This is a genomic window from Mesorhizobium sp. M0802 (assembly GCF_040320115.1).
In the GTDB taxonomy this organism is placed as follows: domain Bacteria; phylum Pseudomonadota; class Alphaproteobacteria; order Rhizobiales; family Rhizobiaceae; genus Mesorhizobium.
In genome coordinates, this window is record NZ_JAMYOY010000012.1 from 58,297 (window position 1) to 84,115 (window position 25,819).

Sequence of the window (25,819 nt, forward strand, 5' to 3'; positions counted from 1 at the left end):
TGCATGCTGAACACTGACGGACCCTAAGCCCGTTAACCTTGAAAATTCCTTACCGCAAGCGTCGGACGGCGCCCCCCACGGCAATTCGCCCGGTGTCACGGATTTTTTATTGAGCCGAATGCGGCGGCATTTTTGTGGCGAAATTGCTCCTTGACGCCACATTGCGGTGCGCTTCCGGCCAAAATCAGAGGCTGCGGCCCATCGCCAGATATTTTTCGCGGCGCTGTTCGCGAAAATCGGTGTTGGCGCCGGCAAAATCCTTCATCGTCTTGGCGATGAGGTCGCCGGTGGCGGCGATCACCTTTTCGGGCGCGCGCTGGGCGCCGCCGAGCGGCTCGGCAATGATGGCGTCGATGATCTTCATTTCCAGGAGGTCCTGGGCGGTGATCTTCATGTTGGTCGCCGCATCTTTCGAGCGCGTGGTGTCGCGCCACAGGATCGAGGCAGCGCCTTCCGGCGAGATCACCGAATAGATGGCGTGTTCCAGCATGTAGACGCGGTTGGCGGTGGCGATCGCAATGGCGCCGCCCGAACCGCCTTCGCCGATGACAACCGAAATCGATGGCACTGTGAGGCCGAGGCAGGCCGAGGTTGAGCGGGCGATGGCTTCAGCCTGGCCGCGTTCCTCGGCGCCAACGCCGGGGTAGGCGCCGGCGGTGTCGACCAGCGTCAGAAGTGGGATCTGGAAACGGTCGGCAAGTTCCATCAGCCGCACGGCCTTGCGGTAGCCTTCAGGGCGCACCGAGCCGAAATTGTGCTTGAGCCGGCTCGCCGTGTCGGAGCCCTTTTCCTGGCCGATGACGGCCACCGGTTCGCCGCGGAAGCGGGCGAAGCCGCCGATGATCGCCTGGTCCTCGCCGAAATTGCGGTCGCCGGCGAGCGGCGTGAAATCGCTGAACAGACCCTTGATGTAGTCGAGGCAATGCGGCCTGTCGGTGTGGCGCGCGACCTGCACCTTCTGCCACGGCGTCAGCGCCTTGTAGATGTCGCGCAGCGCGTCGCGCACGCGCTTCTCGAGCCGGCTGATTTCGTCGCCGACGTCGACCGCCTCGCCATTCTCGGCAAGCTTCTTCAGCTCGAGGATCTTGAGTTCAAGGTCCTGCACCGGCTTTTCGAAATCGAGGTAATTGTACATTCTTAAGCGGACCGATGCGTCGGAAGGCAAAGATCGCGCAGATGTAGGCTCCGCGCGGGCACGTTGCCCTCACATAGCGATATGAGGCCTAGTCGGCAAGCGGATGATGATCGTTGACCAGCCGCACCAACCGCTCTTCCAGCACATGCGTGTAAATCTGCGTGGTCGAGATATCGGCGTGGCCGAGCAGCTGCTGCACCGCCCTGAGATCAGCGCCGTTCTGCAGGAGATGGCTGGCAAAAGCATGGCGCAGCACATGCGGCGAAATTTTGGCCGCCGATATGCCGGCCCGCGCGGCAAGGCCTTTGAGGTCGCGGGCAAAGACCTGCCGGGAGAGAAAGCCGCTGTCGCCGGCGGCCGGGAACAGAAACGGGCTGTCGGCGAAAGCCGGCACCGACGCCCGGGCCGTGAGCCATGCCCGCATCGCCATGCGGGCCTTGGCCGACAGCGGCACCATGCGCTCCTTGTCTCCCTTGCCGCGCACCATGAAGAAGCGGTCGTCGCGCTGGGCGACGGTCACCGGCAGGCCGACAAGTTCGGAGACGCGCAGGCCGGTGGCATAGAGCACCTCGACCAAAGCGCGCAGGCGCAGTGCCGCCACCCGGTCGCCATTGACGCCATCGCCTGTCTCAAGCGCCGCACGGTCGAGCAGCCGACCGGTATCGGCCTCGCTCATCGTCTTGGGCAGCGGCCGGCCCTTTTTCGGACTGTCCAGCGTGCCGGTCGGGTCGTCGCCGCGCAAGCCCTCGGCGTAGAGAAACTTGAAGAACTGGCGGATCGCCGACAGTTTGCGCGCCTGCGACGTCGACGCAAAGCCGCGCGCTGCGATGTCGTCGAGATAGGCGCGGATGTCGACTGCGGCGGCGGCGGCAAGCCCGCCGGCAATCTGCTGCGAAGCGTCTTCGAGATCCCGGCGGTAGGAAGACAGCGTGTTTTCAGCGGCACCGCGTTCGGCGCTCATCATCTCGAGAAAGGCTTCGATGCGAGCCGCGCTGTTCATGTTCCAGGGGTCAGTTTTGGGTCAGTTTTTCTTGGGGTTCAGCTTTTCCGGTGGAATGCGCACGGTGATTTCGGCTTTTTTCGGCTCGACGAACATCGCCAACGCCACCATCGTACCATAGGCAATGCCGGCAAGAATCATCATCGTCACGACAAAGCGGAACAGTGTCGGCATCAATCTTCGCCCGTCTTCTTGCTCTGCGATTCCAAGCCCTGTGTCCTTATGGGACGCTAATTCCGTCAATTCAAGGACGAAGGGCTCTGCGTGCGAAAGGCGCTATGCTTGACGCAAACGGGCTTTTGATGTCGATACGCCGGCAAAGACGGCTTAGAAACAGCATGGTCTCATGAACGCGTTACCAGCAAATCCTCCCGGCGATAGCCATGCCGCGCTGCTCGACAGGCTGGGCAGCCGCTCGATCGTCTTTGTCGGCCTGATGGGCGCCGGCAAGACGGCGATCGGCCGCAAGGTGGCGACGATGCTGTCGCTGCCCTTCGTCGACAGCGACCAGGAGATCGAAACCGTGTCGCGCATGACGGTGCCGGAACTGTTCGAACGCTATGGCGAGACCGAATTCCGGGCATTGGAGCAGCGCGTCATCCTGCGCGTGCTGGAGAGTGGGCCGCAGGTGCTGTCGACCGGCGGCGGCGCGTTCATGAATGCGCAGACGCGGGAAGCGATCGCCGGGCATGGCGTGTCGGTGTGGCTGAAGGCCGAGATCGACCTATTGATGGAACGCGTGTCCAAGAAGCAGAACCGGCCGTTGCTCAAAAGCGCCGATCCGCGCGCCGTGCTCGAGCGACTGATGGGCGAGCGCTACCCGGTCTATGCCACGTCCAACATCACCGTGCCGACACGCGACGACCGCAAGGAGGTCATTGCGACGGAGGTTGTCGACGCGCTGTGCGGGCATTTCGGCATTCCGGCTCCGACTGCGCCAGGCGAGGTGCGGCTGTGAGCGAACCGGTCACTGTCGAGGTCGGCCTTGGCGAGCGTGCCTATGACATCCTGATCGGCCCTGGCCTTTTGGCGCGCGCCGGCGCCGAGATTTCGCGCCGCCTGCCCGGCACGAGGGCGGCGGTGGTCACCGACGACAATGTCGCGGCGGCACATCTCGACGCGCTGAAGGCCGGTCTGGAAACAGGCGGCATCCAGCCTGCCGTCATCACTTTGCCGGCCGGCGAAAAGACCAAGAGCTTTGCCCATCTCGAAGAGGTGGTCGACGGCGTGCTCGCCGCCAAGCTGGAGCGCCGCGATGTCGTCATTGCGCTCGGCGGTGGCGTCATCGGCGACCTCACCGGCTTTGCCGCCGGCATCGTGCGCCGCGGCATGAATTTCGTCCAGATTCCAACCTCGCTGCTGGCGCAGGTCGATTCCTCGGTCGGTGGCAAAACCGGCATCAACAGTCCGCGCGGCAAGAATCTGGTCGGTGTCTTCCACCAGCCGAAACTGGTGCTGGCCGATACCGAAGTGCTCGACACGCTGCCGATCCGCGAATTTCGCGCCGGCTATGCCGAGCTTGCCAAATACGGGTTGATCGACCGACCGGCGTTTTTCGTCTGGCTGGAAGCGAACTGGGAAAAGGTGTTCGCTGGCGGACCGGAGCGGGCCGAGGCCATCGCCGAGGCGTGCCGCGCCAAGGCCGATGTCGTCGCCCGCGACGAGTTCGAAACCGGCGACCGCGCACTGCTCAATCTTGGCCACACGTTCGGCCATGCGCTGGAAGGCGCCACACAGTATGACGGCGCCCGCCTCGTCCATGGCGAAGGCGTCGCCATCGGCATGGCGCTGGCGCACCGCTTTTCCGCAAGGCTCAATCTGGCCAGCCCCGACGACGCGGCGCGGGTCGAGGCGCATCTTCGCGCCGTCGGTCTACCCTGGCGGATGGCCGACATCCCTGGTGAGTTGCCCGATGCCGAGGCGCTGCTTGGCTTCATCACCCAGGACAAGAAAGTGTCGCGCGGCGCGCTGACATTCATCCTGACGCGCGGCGTTGGCCAGGCTTTTATTGCCAAGGATGTACCGGCGTCGGAAGTGCTTTCGTTCCTCAGGGAGAACCACCCGGGCCAGGAAAGCCGGCAGCGATGATCAACGAGCCCGGCTGGACCGTCGTCGCCGTCCTTGCCATCCTCATCCTGCTGGTCCTGGCCGTGCGCACGCGCCTGCTTGCCATGTTCGGCTATGAGCTGTCGCGCATCGAGCCGCAGCGCTCGACACAGGACGAGTTGCGCGGCGCGGTCGACGATTTCCGCCGCGACGGCCAGATGGTGCGTGAGGACCGCGACCGCGTCGGCGGGCTGTTCGATCTCGCCGAGCTCGAAGTCTCCGACATCATGGTCCACCGCACCAATATGCGCTCGGTCAATGCCGACAATGGGCCGGAAGCGGTGGTGCGCGAGATCCTGCAAAGCCCGCACACCCGCATGCCGTTGTGGAAAGGCTCTCTCGACAACATTGTCGGCGTGCTGCACGCCAAGGACCTGCTGCGAGCGCTGAACGAGGTCGGCAACGACTTTTCCCGGATCGACGTGATGAAGATCGCTTCGAAGCCTTGGTTCGTGCCCGACACCACGACGCTGCAGGAACAGCTCAACGCCTTCCTGCGCGCCAAGGCGCATTTCGCCATCGTCGTCGACGAATATGGCGAGGTCGAAGGGCTGGTGACGCTGGAGGACATTATCGAGGAGATCGTTGGCGAGATCGCCGACGAGCACGATGTAGACATTCAGGGCGTGAAGCAGGAGGCGGACGGTTCCGTGGTCGTCGACGGCACTGTGCCGATCCGCGATCTCAACCGGGCGCTCGACTGGAACCTGCCTGACGAGGAAGCGACCACCATTGCCGGCCTGGTCATCCACGAGACGCAGTCGATCCCCGAGGAAAAGCAGGCTTTCACCTTCCACGGCAAGCGCTTCGTGGTGATGAAGCGCGACAAGAACCGGATCGCCAGAATCAGGATCAGGCCGGCGGGCGAATCTTAAAGGTACCGAGCAGGCCCGCCACATGACGCTCTTTGCCGAGCTTATGCCGCGATCTGGCTCGTAGACCGTTCGTGGATGGTCGCACCGGTTTGAGCGTCAACTGCGACCAGGCTGACCTCGTAGCCCCAGAGGCTGCGGACATGGCGGAGCGTCGCGTCACGGCTGGCCCCTTCGAGCACAACACCATCCTTTACCCTGTGTTGCAGCCGCAACTGCCGGTCGCCGAGCAGGTCGACATCAATCACCTGGATGTCCGGCCGATTCGCTCCAAGGTCGTAACTGTGGGCAAGCTGGGCGCGTATCTTGTGATAGCCACGTTCGTTGTGGATCGACGCGACTTCGAAATGCGGTTTGTCGGCTCCATCGCCAAGCACGAAGAACCGCCATTTTCGGATCAAGCTCGGGCTGAGGTACTGGCGGATAAAGGATTCGTCGCGGTGGTTGGCCCAGGCCTCAAGCAGGACCTCGCGCCAGTTGCCATGTCCTGCAATGTCCGGGAACCAGTCGCGGTCCTCCGCCGTCGGCTCGGTCGAAATGCGCTGTATGTCCTGCATCATGTCGAGGCCGAGGGCATAGGGATTGATGCCTGAAAACCGGGGATCGTCAAAGGCCGGCTGGAAGATCACGTTCGAATGGTTGCGCAGGATTTCGAGCATGGCACCTTCGCCGATCCGGCCACGATCGAATAGCATGTTCATGAGCGTATAATGCACGAAGGTGGCGCAGCCTTCATTCATCACTTGAGTCTGTCGCTGCGGGTAGAAATATTGCGCGATGACGCGGACGATCCTGATGATCTCGCGCTGCCAGGGTTCCAGGATCAGGCTGTTCTTCTCGAGGAAATAAAGGAGGTTTTCCTCGGGAAGGTTGAGCGATCTCTTGCGCTCCGCCATCCCTTGATCCTCATTGCCGGACTTGTTTTTGTTCTGCGACGGCGGCAGCGTGCGCCACAGATCGTTGTAGGAGCGCTCTTCGTATTCGAGGCGCTCGCGAAGCCCTTCGCGCTGTCGCTCCGACGAGAGCTTTGGCGGCCGGTGGTAGCGGAACACCCCTTGTTCCATCAGCGCATGGGCGGAATCGAGAATGGCCTCCACTGCTGCAAGGCCGTGCCGCTCCTCGCACCGGGCGATGTAGCCCTTGGCGAAGTCCAGATAACCCAGGATTGCCCCGGCGTCGGTCCATTGCTGAAACAGATGATTGTTCTTGAAGAAATGATTGTGGCCAAGCGCCGCGTGGGCCGTCACAAGGGCCTGCAACGCCATGGTGTTTTCCTCCATGAGGTAGACGATGCAGGGATTGGAGTTGATGACCAGTTCATAGGCCAGCCCCCGACCACCCTTACGGTAAAGAAGCTCCTGGTGAAGGAAATGTTTGCCGAACGACCAATGCCGATACATCAGTGGCATGCCGATAGATGAGTAGGCGTCGAGCATCTGCTGGGAGGAGATTATCTCCATCTGGACCGGGTAAGTATCGAGATGCAACTCGTCGACCGCGATCGCCTCGATCTCTTCAAAAGCCCGCGATAATTTCTCGAAATTCCAGTCGGAACCGGAAAACAACAAATTCGTTTCGTTGGCTCGCCTGACCATCTCTCTCTCTCAAGCGCTCTTGATGGCCACCGGCTGCCTGGCGAAGAGCCGGTGGAAGACCGGGTAAATATCCGCAGGAGCAGCGATGCGGCTCATCTGGAAGTTGGGCCATTTCAGCTCGATCGTACTGTAGGCGCGCCAAAGCGACGTCCCGTTTTCGGTAGCACCGAATATGTGGCTCTCGCGTTCGTCGATGATCTCGACATAGGCGAAATACTGGCACAGGCGCATGAGCTTGCGGTTCATGAGCTCTATGCATCGCTCGGAATCGGTGGTGAAATTGTCCCCGTCAGAGGCCTGCGCGGCGTAAATGTTCCACTCGCTGGCAGGATAGCGCTGGCCGATAATGCGGTGCATTTCGTCGAGCGCGGTGGAGACGATCGTACCGCCGCTCTGCGTGTTGTAGAAGAACGTGTCCTCATCCACTTCGTGCGCCTCATGGGTATGGCGGATGAAGACGATCTCCGTGCGTTCGTAGCGCCGTTTCAAGAACAGGTGCAGCAGCACGAAGAAGCGTTTGGCCAAGTCCTTTTCGCGTTGGCCCATCGATCCGGACACGTCCATAAGGCAGAACATGACGGCATTGGCATTCGGCACCGGCCGGGCGTCGAAGCGGTTGAATCGGATATCGACCGGATCGACAAAGGCAATTCGCCTGCGCCGTCGCTCCAGCCGGTCAAGCTCGTCGCGTAATTCCGCGATGCGCTGGCGCACCGCCGCGCCGGCCGGGGCCGACTCAAGCGTGACGATTTCCCGGAGGATCGCCTCCAGTTCCTGCTGCGTGGGGCGCCTCAGCGCAATGCGCCGGCCTAGGCTGTTGCGCATGGTGCGGCCGGCATTGATGTTGGTCGGGGAACCGGTTGCCGCGAAGCCGGCCCGGCGCGGCTTGAAGGCAAGGATTTCCTTGAGATTGAGCTTAACCAGGTCGGGCAGTTCGAGATCCTCAAAAAAGAGTTCGAGCACCTCCTCGCGTGACAGCACGAAACGAAAATCGTCTTCCGACGCCGTGTTTCCTGGCGACGACGCCGCGCCGCCCCCATGCGGCTTCGGGAGCAGGTCTCCAGGGGAAAAATGCCTGTTGCCCGGAAGGATGTGTCGGCGCCGTCCGCTGGCCCTGTCATCGTTGAAGCTCGGCTCGGCCGTTTTCCTTTCAGGCATGGGCACGGCGTGCTCGGTATCCACGTCGGCGATCCTGCCAGTGCGGATTTGATCGCGAATGCTCCGCTTCAACTCCTCGCGAGCACGCCTGAGGAAGCGCTGTCGATTGCCAAGGCTCTTGTCCTTGGGGTTCAGGCGACGGTCGATGAAGATCGGCATGGAACCATCCGGCTCTGTCAACCCGCCTTGTTCACCCGCATGTACCAGTCCACCAGCCGGCGTACCTGCCGTTCTGTGTAGCCACGCTCGATCATGCGCTGTACGAATTCGTTATGGCGCTTTTCCGTAACGCTGTCTTGCTTGGAGCCGAAGCTGATCACCGGCAAGAGGTCCTCGACCTGTCCGAACATCCGCTTCTCGATGACCTCGCGCAGTTTTTCATAGCTGGTCCATGACGGGTTGCGGCCGTGGTTTCTTGCGCGAGCGCGCAGAGTGAACTTCACCACCTCGTTACGGAAGTCCTTGGGATTGGCGATGCCTGCCGGTTTCTCGACCTGCGAAAGTTCGTTGTCCAGGATCTCCCGGTTGAGGATCTGGCCGGTGTCGGGGTCCTTGTAGTCCTGGTCCTCAATCCAGGCATCCGCATAGGCGATGTAGCGGTCGAAGAGGTTCTGGCCGTATTCGCTATAGGACTCCAGATAGGCCTTCTGGATTTCGTGGCCGATGAACTCGGCGTAGCGCGCCGCAAGCTCCGACTTGATGAATTCAAGATAGGCCGCTTCCGTTTCCTTCGGGAACTGCTCCCGCTTGATCGCCTCCTCCAGAATGTACATCAGATGCACAGGATCGGCGGCCACCTCCTCATTATCGAAGTTGAATGTCTGCGAAAGGATCTTAAAGGCAAAGCGCGTGCTGACGCCCGTCATGCCTTCATCGACGCCGGCGGCGTCGCGATATTCCTGGACCGACTTTGCCCTGGGATCGACTTCCTTCAGATTTTCGCCGTCATAGGCGCGCATCTTGGTGTAGAGCGGCGAGTTGTCGTGCTCGGCCAAGCGCGTCGAAACTGCAAAGCGGCTGAGGATGTCCAAAACTTCAGGGGCACAGGGGCTGGCGGCCAACTCGCTCTCACGCAGCAATTTCTCATAGATCTGCCTCTCTTCGGTGATCCGCAGGCAATAGGGTACCTTGACCACCAGGATGCGATCGAGAAACGCCTCGTTGTTCTTGTTGCTCTTGAACTGTTGCCATTCCGACTCGTTGGAATGGGCGACGATGATCCCCTGGTAGGGAAAGGCGCCGAAATTTTCAGTGCCGTTGTAGCTGCCTTCCTGTGTCGCGGTCAGCAGCGGATGCAGAACCTTGATGGGTGCCTTGAACATCTCGACGAATTCAAGCAGACCTTGCGTGGTCCGGTTCAGGCCACCGCTATAGGAATAGGCATCGGGGTCGGACTGGCTAAAATTTTCCAATTGCCTGATGTCGACCTTGCCGACCAGGGCCGAGACATCCTGATTGTTCTCATCGCCAGGTTCGGTCTTGGCAATGCCGATCTGGCGCAGCCGCGAAGGCATCAGCTTGACGACGCTGAATTTGGAAATGTCGCCAGACAATTCGTCGAGGCGCTTGGCCGCCCATGGCGAAATCAATCCGTTCAGCCGGCGCCGGGCTATGCCGTATTTATCCTCTAGCAGATCACCCATGTGATCGGGATGGAACAGCCCAAGCGGCGACTCGAAAACCGGGCTGATCTGGTTGCCGACCTTCAGCGTGTAGATCGGGCGCTGCTCCATCAGTTTCTTCAGGCGCTCGGCCAGAGAGGATTTGCCGCCGCCGACCGGGCCGAGGAGATAGAGGATCTGCTTGCGTTCTTCGAGCCCCTGCGAGGCATAGCGGAAATATCCAGCTATGCGCTCGATCGTATCCTCCATTCCATAGAAGTCAGAAAAATGAGGGTAGATCTTGAGGGTCCGATTCGCGAAAATGCGGCCGAGGCGCTCGTCTTTGCTGGTGTCAACCAGTTTTGGTTCGCCGATTGCGTCGACCATCCTTTCGGGCGCCGAAGCGTACATCGATTTGTCTTCCCGACAGGCAAGAAGATACTGTTGGATGCTGACCTCTTCGTCCGCCGCATTGGCATAAATTTCCGAAAAAAGATCGAAGACGTCGGATTGGGTTGCACGCATGATGTTCTGCCCTCGGAGCCGATCTGGATTCCAATCGCCTCATCACCTTCAACTGTCGGAAAGCATTGTTGGTTCCCTTCACATGAAGGAGAGTGGCTGCAATCCGGGTAGAAGGCTTGGGAGGAAACATTCGGAGTGGCTGGAATGGCGGGTTGCCCGGTGCTGCGGCGCTGATGGGCGGCGTTGTCGCCGGCCAGCTATCTCGATGGACACAAGCATCCGCCGACCTTCATCGCCTATTCGCGCGCCGAAGGCCGCGACGACCAATCGAAGGCTTTGCCAAACGCCTGCGCGCCATCGGCACTGAAGTGACGCTGTTCGACGGCAACGCCTACACGCATATGTCGATCAATCACGACTTCGGCGAGGACGGCGACGCGTTGACCGCCGCGATGCTGGCCTTCCTGAATGGACCGTCGGTTGATCGCCGGATCCCCGCGAGGCGTCCTGGATCAGACCAAAAGCCCCGGCGGGACATTGCCGACCCGGCGCCTACAGGTGCAATTGTTCCTGAATTGTCGATTGGGAAAGAAAATCATGAATGGCGCCGATCTGCTGTGCGACGTGCTCCTGGCCAATGACGTCACGGTCTGCTTCGCCAATCCTGGCACATCCGAAATGCATTTCGTTGCCGCACTGGACCGCAAACCTCAGATGCGTTGCGTGCTCGGCCTGTTCGAGGGCGTGGTGACCGGCGCCGCCGACGGCTATGCGCGCATGACCGACCGCCCGGCAGCAACGTTGCTGCATACCGGACCGGGTCTCGCCAACGGTTTGGCCAACATGCACAACGCAAGGCGTGCGCGCAGCCCGATGATCAACATTGTCGGCGACCATGCTTCCTACCATCTGCCGCTCGATGCCCCGCTGACCAGCGACATAGAAGGCCTGGGGTCGCCGATGTCGAACTGGGTTGGCCGCGTCAAGGGGCCGGCCGATATTGTGCCGGCCGCAGAGGCGGCTTTCCGCGCCTCACTCACGCCGCCTGGCGTCACGACCTTGATCCTGCCTGCGGATGCCGCCTGGGGCGAAGTTGCTGCGATTTCGCCTGGCAAGGTGAAGCTGGAGCCGCCGCCCGCCGTCGACATGGCTGTTGTGCGCACGATCGCCGAAGCAATCCGCGCCGCGCCGGGCCGTGTCGGCATGGTGGTGCGTGGGCAGGCGGCGCGCGCCGATGGACTTGAAATCGCAGGGAGAATGTCATCGGGAAGCGATGTCAGGCTGTTCAGTGAGGTTCTGATCGCCCGCATGCAGCGCGGCCGCGGGCGGTTCGCCCCGACCCGCATTCCCTATCCGGTCGATGCGGCGACGGCCATGCTCCGGGATATCGACTTGCTGGTGCTGGTCGGCGCCAAGGAGCCGGTTGCCTTCTTCGCCTATCCCGGCAAGCCCGGGCGGCTGGTTCGGGACGATTGCAAGGTGCTTTCGCTGGCGGCGCATGGCCAGGATCTGAAAGCGGCGCTGGAGGCGCTGGCTGCCGAGGTCGGCATCAAGCCGACGCAGCAATTCGCCGCCGCAACCGCCTTTCCAGACGAACCGACGCTGAGCGGCAGACTGACGGACGATGCCATCGCGCTGTCGGTGGCGCGCAAACTTCCGGCCAATGCCATCGTCTGCGACGAAGCGGTCACCTCGGCGAGACGGTTCTTCGCGCTATCCGCCTTTGCGGCGCCGCACGACTACATGATGGGTACGGGCGGATCGATCGGCGGCGGCATTCCGATGGCGACAGGAGCAGCGATCGCCTGCCCGGACCGCAAGGTGATCAATCTCGAGGCCGACGGCAGCGGCATGTACACGGTGCAGGGACTGTGGACCCAGGCCAGGGAAAAGCTTGACGTCGTGACCATCATCTTTTCCAACCGGACCTACGCCATCCTGCATGGCGAAATGAAGAATGTCGGGGTCAATGAGATCGGCGAGAACGCTAGGCGCATGCTCGATCTCGACCATCCGGGGCTGGACTGGGTTGCGCTGGCCAAAGGCATGGGCGTCGAGGCGGCCCGCGCCGACACGTGCGAGCGGTTCGACGCGCTGCTCGACAGTGCCCTGTCGCGTCCGGGACCGTTTCTCATCGAAGCGGTGATCTGAGGCGGAGAGACTTACCAACGGGTCTTTTCGCCGGGTGCAGCCGGTTCGATTGCCAGCGCATGGACGCCGGCTTGCAGCTCCGCTGCGAGCAATTCGTTGACGGCGCGGTGGCGGTCGATGCGGCTCATGCCGGCAAAGACGGATGAGACGATGCGGACGCGAAAATGCGTCTCGCCGGTGCCGTCATAGGCACCGTGATCGTCGGAGCCGTGGTGGTGATGACCGGCATGAAGGTGGCTTTCATTGACGATCGCCAGCCGCTCCGGCGAAAACGCCTTGTTCAGCTTGTCTTCCATCGTCGCCTGTATGGACATCGCCATCTCCCTTCACCATATCTGCAAGGCGTGATCGGGAAATCGGGATCGATCCCGCCGGGCCGCCTCAAAAATCGCCATTCGCCCTGCTTTATGCCGCGATTCAGCGGTTAGGGCGATGATCGCGAAAATGTCAATTCTTGTTTCGCACGTGCGAACAGCCCATAAATGGGTGAGATGAAACCGTACCCCAAATATTTCGAGAAAATTCGGGTCCGTCCCGACAAGGATGCGGAGCTGAAGTCGCACTCGCCGATCTGCCAGTGGGACGGCTGCAAGGAGGCCGGTACCCACCGGGCGCCGGTCGGACGCATGAAGGAAGGCGAGTATTTTCAGTTCTGCTTCGATCATGTGCGCGAATACAACAAGGGTTTCAACTACTTCTCCGGCGTGCCGGACACCGAGATAGCCCGCTTCCAGAAGGAAGCGATGACCGGCCACCGGCCGACATGGAAGATGGGCGTCGCCGGCGCCTCGACGCGCTCCTCGCCCGATTTCGCCCAGCAGCGTTCCGGTCGCGCCGGCTATTACAACCGCATGCGCGATCCCTTCGATCTGTTCAAAGGGCCGAAGGACCCGCGCGAGGCGCGCGAACGCAAGGCCAAGCCGCTTGAGGCCAAGGCGCTGGAAACGCTTGGCCTTGATACAAAGGCGACTGGCAAGGACATCAAGGCGCGCTATAAGGAACTTGTGAAGCGCCACCATCCGGATGCGAATGGCGGCGATAGAGGTTCGGAAGACCGGTTCCGCGATGTGCTGCAGGCCTATCGCGTGCTCAAGCAGGCGGGTTTGTGCTGAGCAACCTAACGGTTCGTGTCGTTTTCCAACTTTCATAAGGGTGGAAAAGGCTCTAAGACCGCCCCCGGACAAAATCGATTGCCGGCGAAATCAGGCATTTCGCCCGTGGAGACTTGGATAGAGATGAACAAGGTCGATCGCGACATCGCCAATTTGCCCGACACGACGGTGTCGGTGAAAGACAAATTCGGCTTCGAGTCCAAGATGGTGGTGCCGGCCTATTCGGTGACCTCGGAACATGTGCCGGACATCGATCCGGATTATCTGTTCGACAAGGCGACGACGCTGGCGATCCTTGCCGGCTTTGCCTACAACCGCCGCGTCATGGTGTCTGGCTATCACGGCACCGGCAAATCGACCCATATCGAACAGGTCGCCGCCCGCCTTAACTGGCCCTGCGTGCGCGTCAACCTCGACAGCCATGTCAGCCGTATCGACCTCGTCGGCAAGGACGCCATCGTCGTCAAGGATGGCCTGCAGATCACCGAATTCCGCGACGGCATCCTGCCCTGGGCCTACCAGCACAATGTCGCGCTCTGCTTCGACGAGTACGATGCAGGCCGTCCGGACGTGATGTTCGTCATCCAGCGCGTGCTGGAATCGTCGGGCCGCCTGACGCTGCTCGACCAGAGCCGGGTCATCCGCCCGCATCCGGCGTTCCGGCTGTTTTCGACCGCCAACACGGTCGGCCTCGGCGACACTACCGGCCTCTATCACGGCACGCAGCAGATCAACCAGGCGCAGATGGATCGCTGGTCGATCGTCACCACGCTGAACTACCTGCCGCACGACAATGAGGTGAACATCGTGCTGGCCAAGGCCAAGCACTATCGCGACGGCAAGGGCAAGGACATCGTCAACAAGATGGTGCGGGTCGCCGACATGACGCGCTCGGCCTTCATCAATGGCGATCTGTCGACCGTGATGAGCCCGCGTACCGTCATCACGTGGGCCGAAAATGCCGAGATCTTCGGCAATATCGGCATGGCGTTCCGGCTGACCTTCCTCAACAAATGCGACGAGCTGGAGCGTTCGGTGGTGGCCGAGTTCTACCAGCGCGCCTTCGGCGAGGATTTGCCCGAGAGCGCCGCCAACGTGGTGCTGGGCTGAGCAGAGCCTCGATGGCGGGTCCGGGCGACAACACGCGCAACAAGTCGAAGACGGGGTCTGAAGCCGACAGCTTCAAGCGTGCCGTCACCGTCTGCATGCGCGCCATCGCCAGCGACAAGGAGCTCGAAGTCGGTTTCGCCAAGGACCGCCCGGCGCTCGCCGGCAGCCGCGCCCGACTGCCCGAACTGCCGAAGAAAGCGTCCAAGACAGACATCGCGATTACTCGTGGCCTGGGTGATTCCATGGCGCTGAAGCGCGCCTGCCACGATCAGCGCATCCACACCAAACTGGCGCCGGAAGGCAAGCTGGCGCGCTCGATCTATGACGCCGTGGAACAGGCCCGCGTCGAGGCGATCGGCAGCCGCGCCATGCAAGGCGTCGCCGACAATATCGGCTCGATGCTGGAGGACAAATACGCCAAGGCCAACCTTGTCGACGTCAAGGACAAGGCCGACGCGCCGATCGAGGAGGCGCTGGCGCTGATGGTGCGCGAAAAGCTGACCGGACGGCCGATCCCGAAGAGCGGCGAACGGCTGGTCGACCTCTGGCGGCCCTGGGTCGAGGAAAAAGCCAAGGCCGATCTCGACGGACTGTCGGCCAAGCTTGGCGACCAGCAGGCCTTTGCCCGCGTCGTGCGCGAGATGCTTGCGTCCATGGAGATGGCCGAGGAACTCGGCGACGACCAGGAAACCGAAGACTCCGAGGACAATGACGACAACCAGCCGCAAGGCGAGGAGCAGAGCGAGGAGGGCGGTGAAGACGATTCCGGCTCCGAGCAGTCGCAGTCCGAGGATGCCGAGGCCTCGGCCGACGACGAACAGTCGTCCGAGACTGAGGCCTCCGACGCCACTGCCGACGATCTTTCCGACGATGACGATGCAGACGCCGAAACGCCGGGCGAGGCGCGCCGTAACGACAACCCCTTCGCCAACCTGCCGAAAGAGATCGACTACAAGGTTTTCACCACCGCCTTCGACGAGACGGTCGGTGCGGAAGACCTGTGCGAGGAGGAAGAACTCGACCGGCTGCGCGCCTTCCTCGACAAGCAGTTGGCCAATCTCTCCGGCGTCGTCGGACGGCTCGCCAACCGGCTGCAGCGCCGCCTGATGGCGCAGCAGAACCGTTCCTGGGATTTCGACCTCGAAGAGGGTTATCTCGATCCGGCACGCCTGGTTCGTGTCGTCATCGACCCGATGCAGCCCTTGTCGTTCAAGCAGGAGCGCGACACCAAATTCCGCGACACGGTGGTGACGCTGGTGCTCGACAATTCGGGCTCGATGCGCGGTCGGCCGATCACGGTTGCCGCCACCTGTGCCGACATTCTGGCGCGCACGCTGGAGCGCTGCGGCGTCTCGGTCGAGATCCTCGGCTTCACCACGCGGGCGTGGAAGGGCGGACAGGCTCGCGAGAAGTGGCTGAAGGACGGCAAGCCGCCGAACCCCGGCCGGCTCAACGATCTGCGCCACATCATCTACAAATCCGCCGATCATCCGTGGCGTCGCGCCCGGCGCAATCTCGGCCTGATGATGCGCGAGGGCCTGCTCAAGGAAAACATCGACGGCGAGGCGTTGTTATGGGCGCACAACCGGCTGATCGCCCGGCCCGAACAGCGCAAGATCCTGATGATGATCTCGGACGGCGCGCCGGTGGACGATTCGACGCTGTCGGTCAATCCTGGCAACTATCTCGAGCGGCATCTGCGCGCCGTCATCGAGCTGATCGAGACGCGCTCGCCGGTCGAGCTGCTGGCCATCGGCATCGGCCACGACGTTACCCGCTATTACAGGCGCGCCGTCACCATCGTCGATGCCGAGGAACTGGCCGGCGCCATGACCGAGCAGCTGGCCTCGCTGTTTGCCGAGGAAAACGTGCGCGATACACGCCGCGGCGGCTACCGGCGCGCCGGATGATATTTTTGCGCGGCGGGTTTCGGCAGCTGCTCTTCGCGGTCACTGCCTTGTTCGGCATGGCGTTTGCGCCGGCCATCGCCGCCGGCCCAAGCGCGGTCGAGCCGGTCGAAGTCTCGGCGCGGCCGATCACCACCTTCAATATCGGCAGCGCCGACAAGCAGTTTGGGCTGCTGGAATTCGTCGGCGGTCTTGAGATGAACTCGACGACGCGCGATTTCGGCGCGCTGTCGGCATTTCGGTTCGTCAAACCCGGCAGCGATTTCATCGGCGTCGCCGATACGGGCTTCTGGTTCTTCGGCTCGATCACCCATGATGCCGACAAGCGGCCGTCCGGCATCCAGAATTTCCGCATGCAGCAGATGGTCGATGAGAAGGGCCGGCCGATCGACAAGAAATGGGAAGTCGATGCCGAGGGCCTTGCAGTCAACGACGGCATTGCCACCGTCGGCTTCGAGCGCGATCACCGCGTCGCCCAGTTCAAGATCGACCTCAGCAACATGACTGCGCCGTTCAAGCAACTGAACTTCCTGGTTCCAGCCCGGGAACTGCGGCAGAACCGCGGTTTCGAGACCGTCACCCACGCCAATCCCAACGGCCAGCACGAGGGCGGCCTCGTCGTGGTCTCGGAAAAGAGCTTGGACAAGGTTGGCAACATCTATGCCGCCATCATCGAAGGGCCGCACAAGGGCGTCTTCACGGTCAAGCGCAACGGCGATTTCGACATCACTGACGGCGCCTTCCTGCCGGATGGCGACCTGCTGCTTTTGGAGCGCAGTTTCTCGATGGCCGGCGGTGTCAGGATGCGGCTAAGGCGCATCTATGGCGAAAGCGTCGAGAAGGGCGCGGTTGCCGACGGGCCGGTGCTGATGGAAGCCGACATGGGCTACCAGATCGACAATATGGAAGGACTCGACGTCTGGACCCGCGATGACGGGGCGCTGATGGTGTCGCTGATCTCGGACGACAACCACTCGATCCTGCAGCGCAACCTCTATCTGGAATTCATCCTGCACCAGGATTGAGAGCCCTAAGGCTTGGTGGCGATCCAGATGACGTGGCGCGCGCCGCGCTTGCCATTGGCGCGCGTCTTCACCTCGTCCACGACAAAGCCCGCCTGCTTGAGCCTAAGTGTGAAGCCGGCATCGGGGCCTTGCGACCAAACAGCCAGCACGCCCCCGGGCCTGAGCGCTGCACGCGCCGCGCCGAGCCCGGCAGCGCCATAGAGCGCGTCGTTGCCCTTGTAGACGATGCCTTCGGGGCCATTGTCGACATCGAGCAGGATGGCGTCCCAGGCTGCCTTGTCGGATCTTATGATGTGCCCGACGTCGGCTTCGCGAACCGTCACACGGGGATCGTCGAGACAGCCGGCGAAGACCGCCTCCATGGGGCCGCGCGCCCAGGCGATGACGGCGGGGACAAGCTCGGCAACGGTGATGCCTGCGTCGGCGCCCAATTGGGCAAGCGCAGCGCGCAGCGTAAAACCCATGCCGAGGCCGCCGATCAGGATTTTCGGTTGGGCGCGGCCGCCGACCTTTTCACAGGAGAGCTTGGCCAGCGCTTCTTCGGAGCCGCTGAGGCGGCTGTTCATCAGCTCATTGGTGCCGAGCATGATCGAGAATTCGCTGCCGCGCTGCTTGAGGCGCAGTTCCTGTCCGCCGTCAGGCGTTTTGGCCGAGCCGAGCTGGACCCAAGGGATCACGGCCTAGACAGCCACGGCCGGCTGGCTCCAGTGGGCGGCGAGCAGCCGGTAGGGGATCAGGGCCACAACAGCGATGATCAGCTTCACCGAAAGGTCGCCCAGCGCCCAGGAGACCCAGCGCATGGTCTCGACCGGCAGCACGCCCATCAGCGGCGCCGTCTCCAGCGCAAAACTGTCGTTCGGGCCGGCAAAAGCGAAGGCGGCCGAAAAGGCGATGCTGAAGAACACCAGGGTGTCGAACACCGAGCCGACCAGCGTGCCGACGATCGGCGCGCGCCACCAGCTCTGCCGGCGCAACCGGTTGAACACGGTGACGTCGAGCAATTGCGCGCAAAGGAAGGCCGCGCCGGAAGCTGCGGCGATGCGCACCAGCCGGTCGGCTGATGTCTCGAACTCGATCAGGCCGTGGCGAAACAGGAAGGGCGGGACGAGAATCGAGCAGACCACCGCGGTCATGAAGCCGACAAAGACGATGCGGCGCGCCACCGTCGGGCCGTAGCGGCGGTTGGCAAGGTCGGTGACCAGGAAGGAGAAGGGATAGGTGAAGGCGCCCCAGGTCAGGATGTCGGCCAGCGACAGACCGCCGGCCTGACCCTGCATCGGGAACTGCACGAGGATGTTCGATACCACGACGACAAGCGCCATGGCGGCCACAAAGGGCAGATATCGCGAGAAGGAAGTCATTTTTTTATCCTGGGTAATGGAACCAGCCAGGCGCTAGCCGAAATCCGGATCGCGCTGCCTTGCAAGTTTTGAGCATCGGATTGCTCCGATGCTGCTGCCTTAGAAGTTTTGAGCATCGGATTGCTCCGATGCTCAGGGCGGTCGTCCCCCGCCTTGATATCGTTAAGCGGCGGGCTGGTCGGCCAGCTTCTTGGCGATCTGCTTCTTCAGCAGCCGCGCGCGCTGCGACAATTCCTTGGCGTCGGCCTTGGCCAGGAAGGCGTCGAGGCCGCCGCGATGCTCGACCGAACGCAGCGCGTTGGCCGAAATGCGCAGGCGCACATTCTGGTTCAGCGCTTCCGAAATCAGCGTCACATTGACGAGGTTCGGCAGGAAGCGGCGCTTGGTCTTGTTGTTGGCGTGGCTCACATTGTTGCCGGTCTGGACTGCCTTGGCAGTGAGTTCGCAGGTGCGGGACATGGTTCTAACCTTCAGTTCTGTCTAGCCTGCCAAACCTTGTTCGCCCGCGCCGGGTGGCGCGCGGTTTCAGTCAGGCGGCCTTATGGAAAAGTTGGCGTTCCATAGTTGCATTTCGCCAATGCGTCAAGCTCCGGCTTGCCCACGACTGTGACGAGCGTTTCACATAAAGGCCGGAATTCAGCCTATAAGCGGTCGGACAGGGACATCTCAAGCCGGAGTCGCCCGCCTCCGGTTAAAAAAATCAAGGACCGAGCCCGCCATGCTTCGCCCGTCACATGCCGTTGTCGCCATACTTGTCGCCGCCTTGCCAACATCAACCCTTGCCGCCGCGCCCGCAGCCACCGCACAGTCCTTCAAGGGCGAATACACGGTGTCGTTCCTCGGCCTTTCCGTGGCCAAGGCGACATTTTCCAGCCACTACGAAGGCGATAGCTATTCCATAGACGGCACCGTCTCCAGCGCGGGTCTCGCCACCTTGTTCGACGACACGAGCGGCACGATCTCGTCAAAGGGCAAGATTCTGGGCAAGCAGATGCAGCCGCAGGTATTTCGCGCCGATTATAAGTCCGGTAAGAAGGCTTCCATGGTCGATATCCGCTTTGCCAATGGCGCGGTGACCGCCACCCAGGTCATTCCCGAACCGAAAAAGCGCAATCCCAAAAACTGGATACCGCTGGGCAGCAACGATCTGGCATCTGTGCTCGATCCCATGGCGGCTACCGTTATCCATGCCGACAGCCTCGACCAGGTCTGCGGGCGCAAGGTGAAATTCTATGACGGCGAGATGCGCGCCGACCTGACGCTGACCTACGCCTCGAAAGGATCGATCTCGGTCAAGGGCTACAAGGGCGACACCGTTACCTGCAAGATGAGCTTCGAGCCGGTGGCAGGCTACCGCAAGGGCCGCAAGGCGCTGAATTACCTGAAGAAGAAGAGCCAGATGATGGTGACGTTTGCACCGCTCGGCCAAACCGGCATATATGCGCCGATCCACGCCACGGTCGGGACGCAGATCGGCACCTTGACTGTCAGCGCGGGGCGGTTCGAAGCTACTGAATAGACGCGCCCACCCGAATAGAAATGGGGCGAGTCGCCGGAGACGGGCATGGGGCGCGCAACACTGATCGGTTTCTCGGCGGTCGCCATGTGGGCGCTGCTGGCGTTGCTCACCGATGCGTCGGGCGCCGTGCCGCCATTCTTGCTCTCGGCCATCACCTTCACCATCGGCACCGCGGTCGGGCTGGTTGCCCGGCTGTTCATGCCGGCGACCGATAAAAGCCTGAAGATCCCACGCCAGGTCTGGGTGATCGGCATTGCCGGACTGTTCGGCTACCATTTCTTCTATTTCACCGCGCTGCGCAACGCGCCGGCGGTGGAGGCAAGCCTGATCGTCTATCTGTGGCCGCTGCTGATCGTGCTGGGATCAGCGCTGATGCCGGGCGAGAAGCTGGCCTGGAACCATGTCGTCGGCGCGCTGCTCGGGCTCGCCGGGACCGTGCTGATCGTCACCAAGGGTGGCGGCCTCGCCTTCGATGCTCGCTACACCTTCGGCTATGCGATGGCGGCCGTCTGTGCGCTGCTGTGGTCGTCCTATTCGCTGCTGTCGCGGCGCTTTCCGGCGGTGCCGACCTCAATCGTCACCTGGTTCTGCGCCGCCACGGCAGCCCTGTCCCTCATCTGCCATCTTCTGCTGGAAAAGACGGTGCTGCCCGATGGCCCCGGCCAGTGGCTGGCGGTGGTTGGTTTGGGGTTGATGCCGGTGGGTGCCGCCTTCTACGCCTGGGATATCGGCGTCAAACGAGGCAACATCCAGGTGCTCGGCGCGGCAAGCTATGCGGCGCCACTGCTGTCGACATTGGTGCTGATCGCGGCGGGCGTTGCCGAGCCGTCGCTGCGTATCCTGGCGGCCTGCGTACTGATCACCGGCGGCGCGGCGCTGGCGGCGAAATCGTTGTTCCTGCGCAAGGCGGCAACTGGCGGGGCAAGCGCATGACGATGCCGTTTGCCGGCGGCATCGACGCCAACGCAAATGCAACATTGATTTTTTCGCTGGTGGCGGCGGTGATCTACGCCTTCACCCTGGACATGCGGCCGACGCTGGCCCGCTCGGCGGCAAAGACGCTGGCCGTGGCCATGCTTGCGGCGCTGGCCTTCATGCAAGGTGGGCCGCTGTTGCTCGTCTCTGCGCTGGCGCTCAGCGCCGTCGGCGATGCCTTCCTGTCGCGTGACGGCGAAAAGGCCTTCCTCGGCGGGCTGGCCAGCTTCCTTGCGGCGCATGTCCTCTATGTGCCGCTCTTCCTGCTCGGCGGCGGCGGGCTGGATGTGCTCAGCACCGAGACATGGCGCGGCGCCATCGCGCTTGCCATGGCGGCCTTCGCAGTCGTCATGCTGGCGGCGCTCTGGCGCCGTGTCAGTCCCGGCCTGCGGGTGCCGATCGCCATCTATATCGCGGCCATTCTGGCGATGGGCATCTCGGCGTTGACGCTCGCCAATCCGTGGGTCATCGGCGGCGCTGTTATGTTCATGGCATCGGACGGGCTGCTTGCCGCGGAGAAATTCCTGGTTCCGGCAATAGCACCCTATCGCGCCGGCATCCGTTATGCGGTCTGGGTGCTCTACTATGCCGCCCAGCTCTGCATAACTCTTGGTTTTCTTCTGGCCTAAGGCTGCCAGCCCGGCTCGGCCATTTCAAACGCGGCGAAGTCGAAGCCCGGCGCCACGGTGCAGCCGACCAACGTCCATTCGCCGAGGCTGCGCGCCGATTGCCACCAGCCGGCCGGCACGACGATCTGCGGCCGCTCGCCCGCCGCAAGCTCAATGCCGAGCACCTGCTCGATCACCTGGTTAAGCATTGGACTACCTTCCTCGCACATCGACAGCGCCAGCGGCGCTCCGGCATGGAAGTGCCAGACCTCGGCCGCGTCCTTGACCCGGTGCCAGGCCGAAATCTGGTCCTGTTCAAGGAGGAAATAGATCGCCGTCGAATGGCCGCGCCCGGCGCCGTCGCGAAAGGTCTCGGCATACCAGCCGCCTTCCGGATGCGGCTTGAGGCCGAGCGTGGCGATGATTTCAGCGGCGCTGGTCATGGCTGATCCCGGAATGATGCTCAGAAATTGTCCTTGCGCTTGCGGATTTCCGCGAACACTTCGGCGTCGGAGGCCGCCTCCATACCGAGATGCTTGCGGATCGCCGGGTCGTGCCAGCGCAGGAACGGATTGGTCGACAATTCCTCGCCGATCGTGGTCGGCAGCGTCGCCTTGTTGTCGGCGCGCAGGGTCTCGATCTTGGCGGCGCGTTCTTTCAGCGCCGAATTGGTCGGGTCGACGGTCAACGCAAAGCGGGCGTTCGAAAGCGTATACTCATGGCCGCAATAGATGACCGTGTCGGCCGGGAGTGCGGCGAGCTTCTTCAGCGACTCATACATCACCGGCGGCTTGCATTCGAACAGCCGGCCGCAGCCGAGCGCGAACAAAGTGTCGGCGGTGAACGCCACTTTCGAGGCCGGAAAATGATAGGAGACATGGCCCGCAGTGTGGCCGGGCGTGGCGATGACATCGATCCGCTCACCGCCGAGATGGACGACCGAGCCTTGCCCGACGGTCTCGTCGATGCCGGGGATCTTTTCCTTTTCCGCCTCCGGTCCGACGATGCGCAGCTTGAAGCGCTCCTTCAGCGCCAGATTGGCCTCGACATGGTCGACATGGTGGTGGGTGGTCAGGATCATCGTCGGCTTCCAGCCGGTACGCTCGATAGCGGCAATGATCGGCGCTTCTTCGGGTGCGTCGATAATGGCGGTCTCGCCCCTTTTCGGGTCATGCACCAGCACGCCGAAATTGTCGCTGCGGCACATGAACTGTTCGATTTCGACGGGCATTGGCATCTCTCCATCTGTTGGCGCAGACATAGGGCGCTTGGCCGCTGATGTCATCTAGCTTTGCAGAACGTGCCGGCTTTGTTGAACTTGGGCGGCATCGCAGCTACCGTCCCGCGCATGCATTCCGATATCGTCGATCTCCGCTCCTTCTATTCGACCACGCTCGGCCGCCTGGCTGAACGCTCGATCACCATGGCGCTGTCCTCAATATGGGCAACAGTGCCCAATGAGCGGCTGGTCGGGCTCGGCTATACCTTGCCGTGGCTGGAGCGGTTCGGCACCGATGCCGAGCGGGTGTTTGCCTTCATGCCTGCTACGCAAGGCGCCGTCGTCTGGCCGGCGAACGGGCCGACGGCTACGGCGCTGGTCTTCGACGAGGAATTGCCGCTGGTCGATTCCTGCATCGACCGCATGCTGCTCGTGCATTCGCTCGAACATGTCGAAAACCCGCGCGAGACGCTGAACGAGATCTGGCGGGTGCTGTCGCCGGCAGGGCGCGTCGTCATCGTCGTGCCCAACCGGCGCGGTGTCTGGGCGCGGTTCGAGCACACGCCGTTCGGCAATGGCCGGCCGTTCTCGCGCGGCCAGCTGACAGAATTGCTGCGCGAGGCGAATTTCACACCGGCTTCCTGGTCCGACGCGCTGTTCTTCCCGCCATCGCCGCGGCGCTTCATGATGCGGTTCCACAATGTGCTGGAGCGCGCTGGCCGGCGGTTCTGGCCGATCTTTTCCGGCGTCATCGTGGTCGAGGCGCAGAAGCGGCTCTATCAGGGCGTGCCGGTCGCGCAGCGCGCCTCGCGCCGTGTCTTCGTGCCGGTACTGTCACCGCACGGTGCGACGCGGCTTGGCCGCCGGGCGGAAGGGGTGACATCGACGACGCGTCAGGTGACACCTTCGTGATCATCATGAAAACTGGTGTTGCGTGGGTTTTTCCCACCTATCTGTCGCAGATGCATTCGCGGTCCGTTTGAGCGGCGGATGCCTTCAAGTCTCTCCATCTGGTTTCAGCAACGCTTCTGAACGCAAGGACCTCGTGCATGGCTGATCAACCGGACAAGTCCGCCACCGCTCAGCCGGTAACCGTCGAAGCCAGCAGCCTGCGCGATCAGGTGGCGACGATAAAACGGGCGCTGATAGGCTCACCGGTGCGCAAGTGGCTGGTCTGGACGTCGGTCGGCATTATGGCGGTCATCGTCGCGACGTCGATCGGCCAGGTTCTGCTCAACCGCTGGAACCAGCCTTTCTACGATGCGCTGGCGCGTCGCGACATGGCGGCCTTCCTGCATCAGCTGATGATCTTTGCCGTGATTGCCGGCACGCTGCTGCTGCTCAACATCGCTCAGACCTGGCTCAACCAGATGATCCGGCTGAAGCTGCGCGAGGCGCTGACGCTCGACCTGATCGACCAATGGATGCGGCCGGCGCGGGCCTTCCGGCTCGCCAATGCCGGCGCCATCGGCGTCAATCCCGACCAGCGCATGCAGCAGGATGCTGCGCATCTGTCCGATCTGTCGACGGACCTCGGCGTCGGCCTGCTGCAATCCTTCATCCTGCTGGTGTCGTTCGTCGGCGTGCTTTGGCAACTCTCGTCGGGCTTCGTCTTCCACATCAACGGCTGGTCGCTGGCGATACCGGGCTACATGGTCTGGGCCGCGTTCCTCTATGCCGGCATCGCCTCCTGGCTGAGCTGGCTGGTCGGGCGGCCGCTGATCCGCCTCAACAGCGACCGCTACACCCGCGAGGCCGAACTGCGCTCCTCGATGGTGCGCGTCAACGAGAATGTCGACGCCATCGCGCTCTATCACGGCGAAGCCGATGCCAAGAGACGGCTCGAAATCGACCTTGGCACGGTGCTGGGCGCGATGCGAAACATCTACAAAGCGCAGATCAACCTTTCCTGGGTGACCGATACCTATGGCTGGATCACCGTGGTGGCGCCGATCCTAGTGGCATCGCCGGTCTATTTTTCAGGCGACATCAGCTTTGGCGGGTTGATGATGGCGGTCGGCGCCTTCAACCAGGTGCACTCGTCGCTGCGCTGGTTCATCAACAATATCGGCGGCATCGCAGACTGGCGCGCCACGCTGATGCGCGTTGCCGACTTCCGCATTGCGCTCGATGAAACCGATGTGCTGCACGACAAGGAAAAGCGCATCGAATTCGGCGACAACGCCAATGGCAGCCTGACCTTCGAGAAGCTCCAAGTGGCCTCGCCGGAGGGCTGCACCAAACTTTCAGACAGCCATGTCGAGATCCATCCCGGTGAGCGCGTCATGATCACCGGCGACCCAGGCGCCGGCAAGACATTGTTCTTCCGCGCCATTGCCGGCCTTTGGCCCTGGGGCAGCGGGCGGATCGGCTTGCCGGCCGGAGAAACGCCGATTTTCGTGCCGCGTGTTCCGTATTTTCCTGCCGGCACGTTACGCGAAGTGCTGCATCCGAATGGCTCGGCGCCGGCTGGCGATGCTGATTTTGGGGCGGTGCTGGCCGAGGTCGGGCTCGAGCGGCTGTCATCCTCGCTCGACCGTTCCGCACGGTGGGAGCGTGAACTCAACGATGACGAACAACGCTCGCTGGCCTTCGCCAGGCTCGCCTTGCGGGAGCCGAAATGGGTGATCATCGACGAAGCGATGGACGCGTTCGATGGTCCTTCGCTGCGAAGGGTACTGTCCATGCTGGAGAAACGCCTGCCTGAAACCGCGATCCTCAACATCGGGCGCGGACTGCACAATGGTCATTTCTTTCCACGCGCATTGAACATCGTGAAGGATACGGGTGCTGCGCCACTGAAACCCGCCCGAGTCAGGACCGGCGCCATCGACCCGCCGCCGAAAGCGGCCGTGCGGCGAAAGAAGTAGAAGGGGCTTTATTTCGCCGCGATCGCGGCG

The 25,819-nt window shown here is 62.4% G+C and carries 26 protein-coding genes; 14 read left to right on the plus strand and 12 right to left on the minus strand.

What is annotated here, in order from left to right; genetic code table 11:
• Positions 1-184: 184 nt before the first annotated feature.
• From NKI10_RS17855 to NKI10_RS17865, 3 genes are all read right to left on the minus strand, one after another.
• Positions 185-1,135, minus strand: coding sequence for an acetyl-CoA carboxylase carboxyltransferase subunit alpha (locus tag NKI10_RS17855; protein ID WP_352861229.1), 951 nt, complete (start codon positions 1,133-1,135; stop codon positions 185-187).
• Positions 1,136-1,223: 88 nt separating this feature from the next.
• The gene (locus NKI10_RS17860; RefSeq protein WP_352861231.1) at positions 1,224-2,135 is read right to left on the minus strand and encodes a site-specific tyrosine recombinase XerD; all 912 of its coding nucleotides are present in this window, start codon (positions 2,133-2,135) and stop codon (positions 1,224-1,226) included.
• A gap of 21 nt (positions 2,136-2,156) precedes the next feature.
• Positions 2,157-2,309 (minus strand): hypothetical protein, encoded by a 153-nt coding sequence (locus tag NKI10_RS17865; protein WP_023670666.1) that lies wholly within the window; start codon positions 2,307-2,309, stop codon positions 2,157-2,159.
• A 172-nt stretch (positions 2,310-2,481) separates the two neighbouring features.
• Here NKI10_RS17865 and NKI10_RS17870 point away from each other — a divergent pair, with 172 nt between their 5' ends.
• From NKI10_RS17870 to NKI10_RS17880, 3 genes are read left to right on the plus strand one after another with little or no spacing between them, the layout of a single operon-like run.
• Positions 2,482-3,093, plus strand: a complete 612-nt coding sequence (locus tag NKI10_RS17870) for a shikimate kinase (RefSeq protein ID WP_023670667.1) — start codon at positions 2,482-2,484, stop codon at positions 3,091-3,093.
• A complete protein-coding gene (gene aroB, locus NKI10_RS17875) occupies positions 3,090-4,223 on the plus strand; it encodes a 3-dehydroquinate synthase (RefSeq protein ID WP_352861233.1) in 1,134 nt (377 codons plus the stop codon). The genes NKI10_RS17870 and aroB overlap by 4 nt, the downstream gene beginning before the upstream one ends.
• A complete protein-coding gene (locus NKI10_RS17880; protein WP_023670669.1) occupies positions 4,220-5,116 on the plus strand; it encodes an HlyC/CorC family transporter in 897 nt (298 codons plus the stop codon). Before aroB ends, NKI10_RS17880 begins: the two co-directional genes overlap by 4 nt.
• Positions 5,117-5,157: 41 nt before the next feature.
• On the opposite strand, the gene NKI10_RS17885 is transcribed toward NKI10_RS17880, so the two are convergent.
• From NKI10_RS17885 to NKI10_RS17895, 3 genes are read right to left on the minus strand one after another with little or no spacing between them, the layout of a single operon-like run.
• Entirely contained in the window at positions 5,158-6,708 is a 1,551-nt protein-coding gene (locus tag NKI10_RS17885; RefSeq protein WP_023670670.1) for a SpoVR family protein, read from the minus strand.
• Positions 6,709-6,717: 9 nt separating this feature from the next.
• Positions 6,718-8,025: a YeaH/YhbH family protein gene (locus NKI10_RS17890; RefSeq protein WP_352498136.1), complete on the minus strand. Its 1,308-nt coding sequence runs from the start codon at positions 8,023-8,025 to the stop codon at positions 6,718-6,720.
• 17 nt (positions 8,026-8,042) lie between these two features.
• Positions 8,043-9,992: a PrkA family serine protein kinase gene (locus NKI10_RS17895; protein WP_023686732.1), complete on the minus strand. Its 1,950-nt coding sequence runs from the start codon at positions 9,990-9,992 to the stop codon at positions 8,043-8,045.
• A gap of 152 nt (positions 9,993-10,144) precedes the next feature.
• Between NKI10_RS17895 and NKI10_RS17900 the strand changes: the two genes are divergently transcribed.
• A complete protein-coding gene (locus NKI10_RS17900) occupies positions 10,145-10,573 on the plus strand; it encodes a hypothetical protein (RefSeq protein ID WP_245259876.1) in 429 nt (142 codons plus the stop codon).
• Positions 10,530-12,083 (plus strand): acetolactate synthase large subunit, encoded by a 1,554-nt coding sequence (locus tag NKI10_RS17905; RefSeq protein WP_352861236.1) that lies wholly within the window; start codon positions 10,530-10,532, stop codon positions 12,081-12,083. Before NKI10_RS17900 ends, NKI10_RS17905 begins: the two co-directional genes overlap by 44 nt.
• 11 nt (positions 12,084-12,094) lie before the next feature.
• Here NKI10_RS17905 and NKI10_RS17910 read toward each other — a convergent pair whose 3' ends face one another.
• Entirely contained in the window at positions 12,095-12,397 is a 303-nt protein-coding gene (locus tag NKI10_RS17910) for a BolA family protein (protein WP_023670675.1), read from the minus strand.
• Positions 12,398-12,565: 168 nt separating this feature from the next.
• Here NKI10_RS17910 and NKI10_RS17915 point away from each other — a divergent pair, with 168 nt between their 5' ends.
• The 4 genes from NKI10_RS17915 to NKI10_RS17930 all read left to right on the plus strand — a co-directional run bounded on the left by NKI10_RS17915 (position 12,566) and on the right by NKI10_RS17930 (position 17,237).
• Positions 12,566-13,195, plus strand: coding sequence for a J domain-containing protein (locus NKI10_RS17915; protein WP_032887126.1), 630 nt, complete (start codon positions 12,566-12,568; stop codon positions 13,193-13,195).
• A 123-nt stretch (positions 13,196-13,318) separates the two neighbouring features.
• The gene (gene cobS, locus NKI10_RS17920) at positions 13,319-14,305 is read left to right on the plus strand and encodes a cobaltochelatase subunit CobS (RefSeq protein WP_023670677.1); all 987 of its coding nucleotides are present in this window, start codon (positions 13,319-13,321) and stop codon (positions 14,303-14,305) included.
• Between the two features lie 11 nt (positions 14,306-14,316).
• The gene (gene cobT, locus NKI10_RS17925; RefSeq protein WP_352861237.1) at positions 14,317-16,215 is read left to right on the plus strand and encodes a cobaltochelatase subunit CobT; all 1,899 of its coding nucleotides are present in this window, start codon (positions 14,317-14,319) and stop codon (positions 16,213-16,215) included.
• Positions 16,212-17,237: an esterase-like activity of phytase family protein gene (locus NKI10_RS17930; RefSeq protein ID WP_352861239.1), complete on the plus strand. Its 1,026-nt coding sequence runs from the start codon at positions 16,212-16,214 to the stop codon at positions 17,235-17,237. Before cobT ends, NKI10_RS17930 begins: the two co-directional genes overlap by 4 nt.
• A 5-nt stretch (positions 17,238-17,242) precedes the next feature.
• On the opposite strand, the gene NKI10_RS17935 is transcribed toward NKI10_RS17930, so the two are convergent.
• From NKI10_RS17935 to rpmB, 3 genes are all read right to left on the minus strand, one after another.
• The gene (locus NKI10_RS17935; protein WP_352861241.1) at positions 17,243-17,914 is read right to left on the minus strand and encodes a polyamine aminopropyltransferase; all 672 of its coding nucleotides are present in this window, start codon (positions 17,912-17,914) and stop codon (positions 17,243-17,245) included.
• Positions 17,915-17,917: 3 nt separating this feature from the next.
• A complete protein-coding gene (locus tag NKI10_RS17940; RefSeq protein WP_023711707.1) occupies positions 17,918-18,598 on the minus strand; it encodes a queuosine precursor transporter in 681 nt (226 codons plus the stop codon).
• A gap of 162 nt (positions 18,599-18,760) precedes the next feature.
• The gene (gene rpmB, locus NKI10_RS17945) at positions 18,761-19,057 is read right to left on the minus strand and encodes a 50S ribosomal protein L28 (RefSeq protein ID WP_023670682.1); all 297 of its coding nucleotides are present in this window, start codon (positions 19,055-19,057) and stop codon (positions 18,761-18,763) included.
• Positions 19,058-19,316: 259 nt separating this feature from the next.
• On the opposite strand from rpmB, the gene NKI10_RS17950 reads away from it, so the two are divergent.
• Genes NKI10_RS17950 through NKI10_RS17960 form a run of 3 tightly spaced genes read left to right on the plus strand, consistent with a single transcriptional unit; the run spans position 19,317 to position 21,721 of the window.
• The gene (locus NKI10_RS17950; protein WP_023711708.1) at positions 19,317-20,117 is read left to right on the plus strand and encodes a DUF3108 domain-containing protein; all 801 of its coding nucleotides are present in this window, start codon (positions 19,317-19,319) and stop codon (positions 20,115-20,117) included.
• Between the two features lie 45 nt (positions 20,118-20,162).
• On the plus strand, positions 20,163-21,050 hold the full coding sequence (gene yddG, locus NKI10_RS17955) for an aromatic amino acid exporter YddG (RefSeq protein ID WP_352861243.1): 888 nt from the start codon (positions 20,163-20,165) through the stop codon (positions 21,048-21,050).
• Positions 21,047-21,721 carry a lysoplasmalogenase family protein gene (locus NKI10_RS17960; protein WP_023742898.1) on the plus strand — a complete coding sequence of 225 codons (675 nt, stop codon included), beginning with the start codon at positions 21,047-21,049 and terminating at the stop codon, positions 21,719-21,721. The genes yddG and NKI10_RS17960 overlap by 4 nt, the downstream gene beginning before the upstream one ends.
• Here NKI10_RS17960 and NKI10_RS17965 read toward each other — a convergent pair.
• Positions 21,718-22,143 (minus strand): cupin domain-containing protein, encoded by a 426-nt coding sequence (locus tag NKI10_RS17965; RefSeq protein ID WP_023706325.1) that lies wholly within the window; start codon positions 22,141-22,143, stop codon positions 21,718-21,720. The two genes, NKI10_RS17960 and NKI10_RS17965, sit on opposite strands and share 4 nt — an antisense overlap.
• 20 nt (positions 22,144-22,163) lie before the next feature.
• The gene (gene gloB / locus NKI10_RS17970; RefSeq protein ID WP_352861245.1) at positions 22,164-22,931 is read right to left on the minus strand and encodes a hydroxyacylglutathione hydrolase; all 768 of its coding nucleotides are present in this window, start codon (positions 22,929-22,931) and stop codon (positions 22,164-22,166) included.
• Between the two features lie 117 nt (positions 22,932-23,048).
• Here gloB and NKI10_RS17975 point away from each other — a divergent pair, with 117 nt between their 5' ends.
• A complete protein-coding gene (locus tag NKI10_RS17975; protein ID WP_023670688.1) occupies positions 23,049-23,831 on the plus strand; it encodes a class I SAM-dependent methyltransferase in 783 nt (260 codons plus the stop codon).
• Positions 23,832-23,968: 137 nt separating this feature from the next.
• A complete protein-coding gene (locus tag NKI10_RS17980) occupies positions 23,969-25,789 on the plus strand; it encodes an ABC transporter ATP-binding protein/permease (RefSeq protein ID WP_352861247.1) in 1,821 nt (606 codons plus the stop codon).
• Positions 25,790-25,819: the final 30 nt, after the last annotated feature.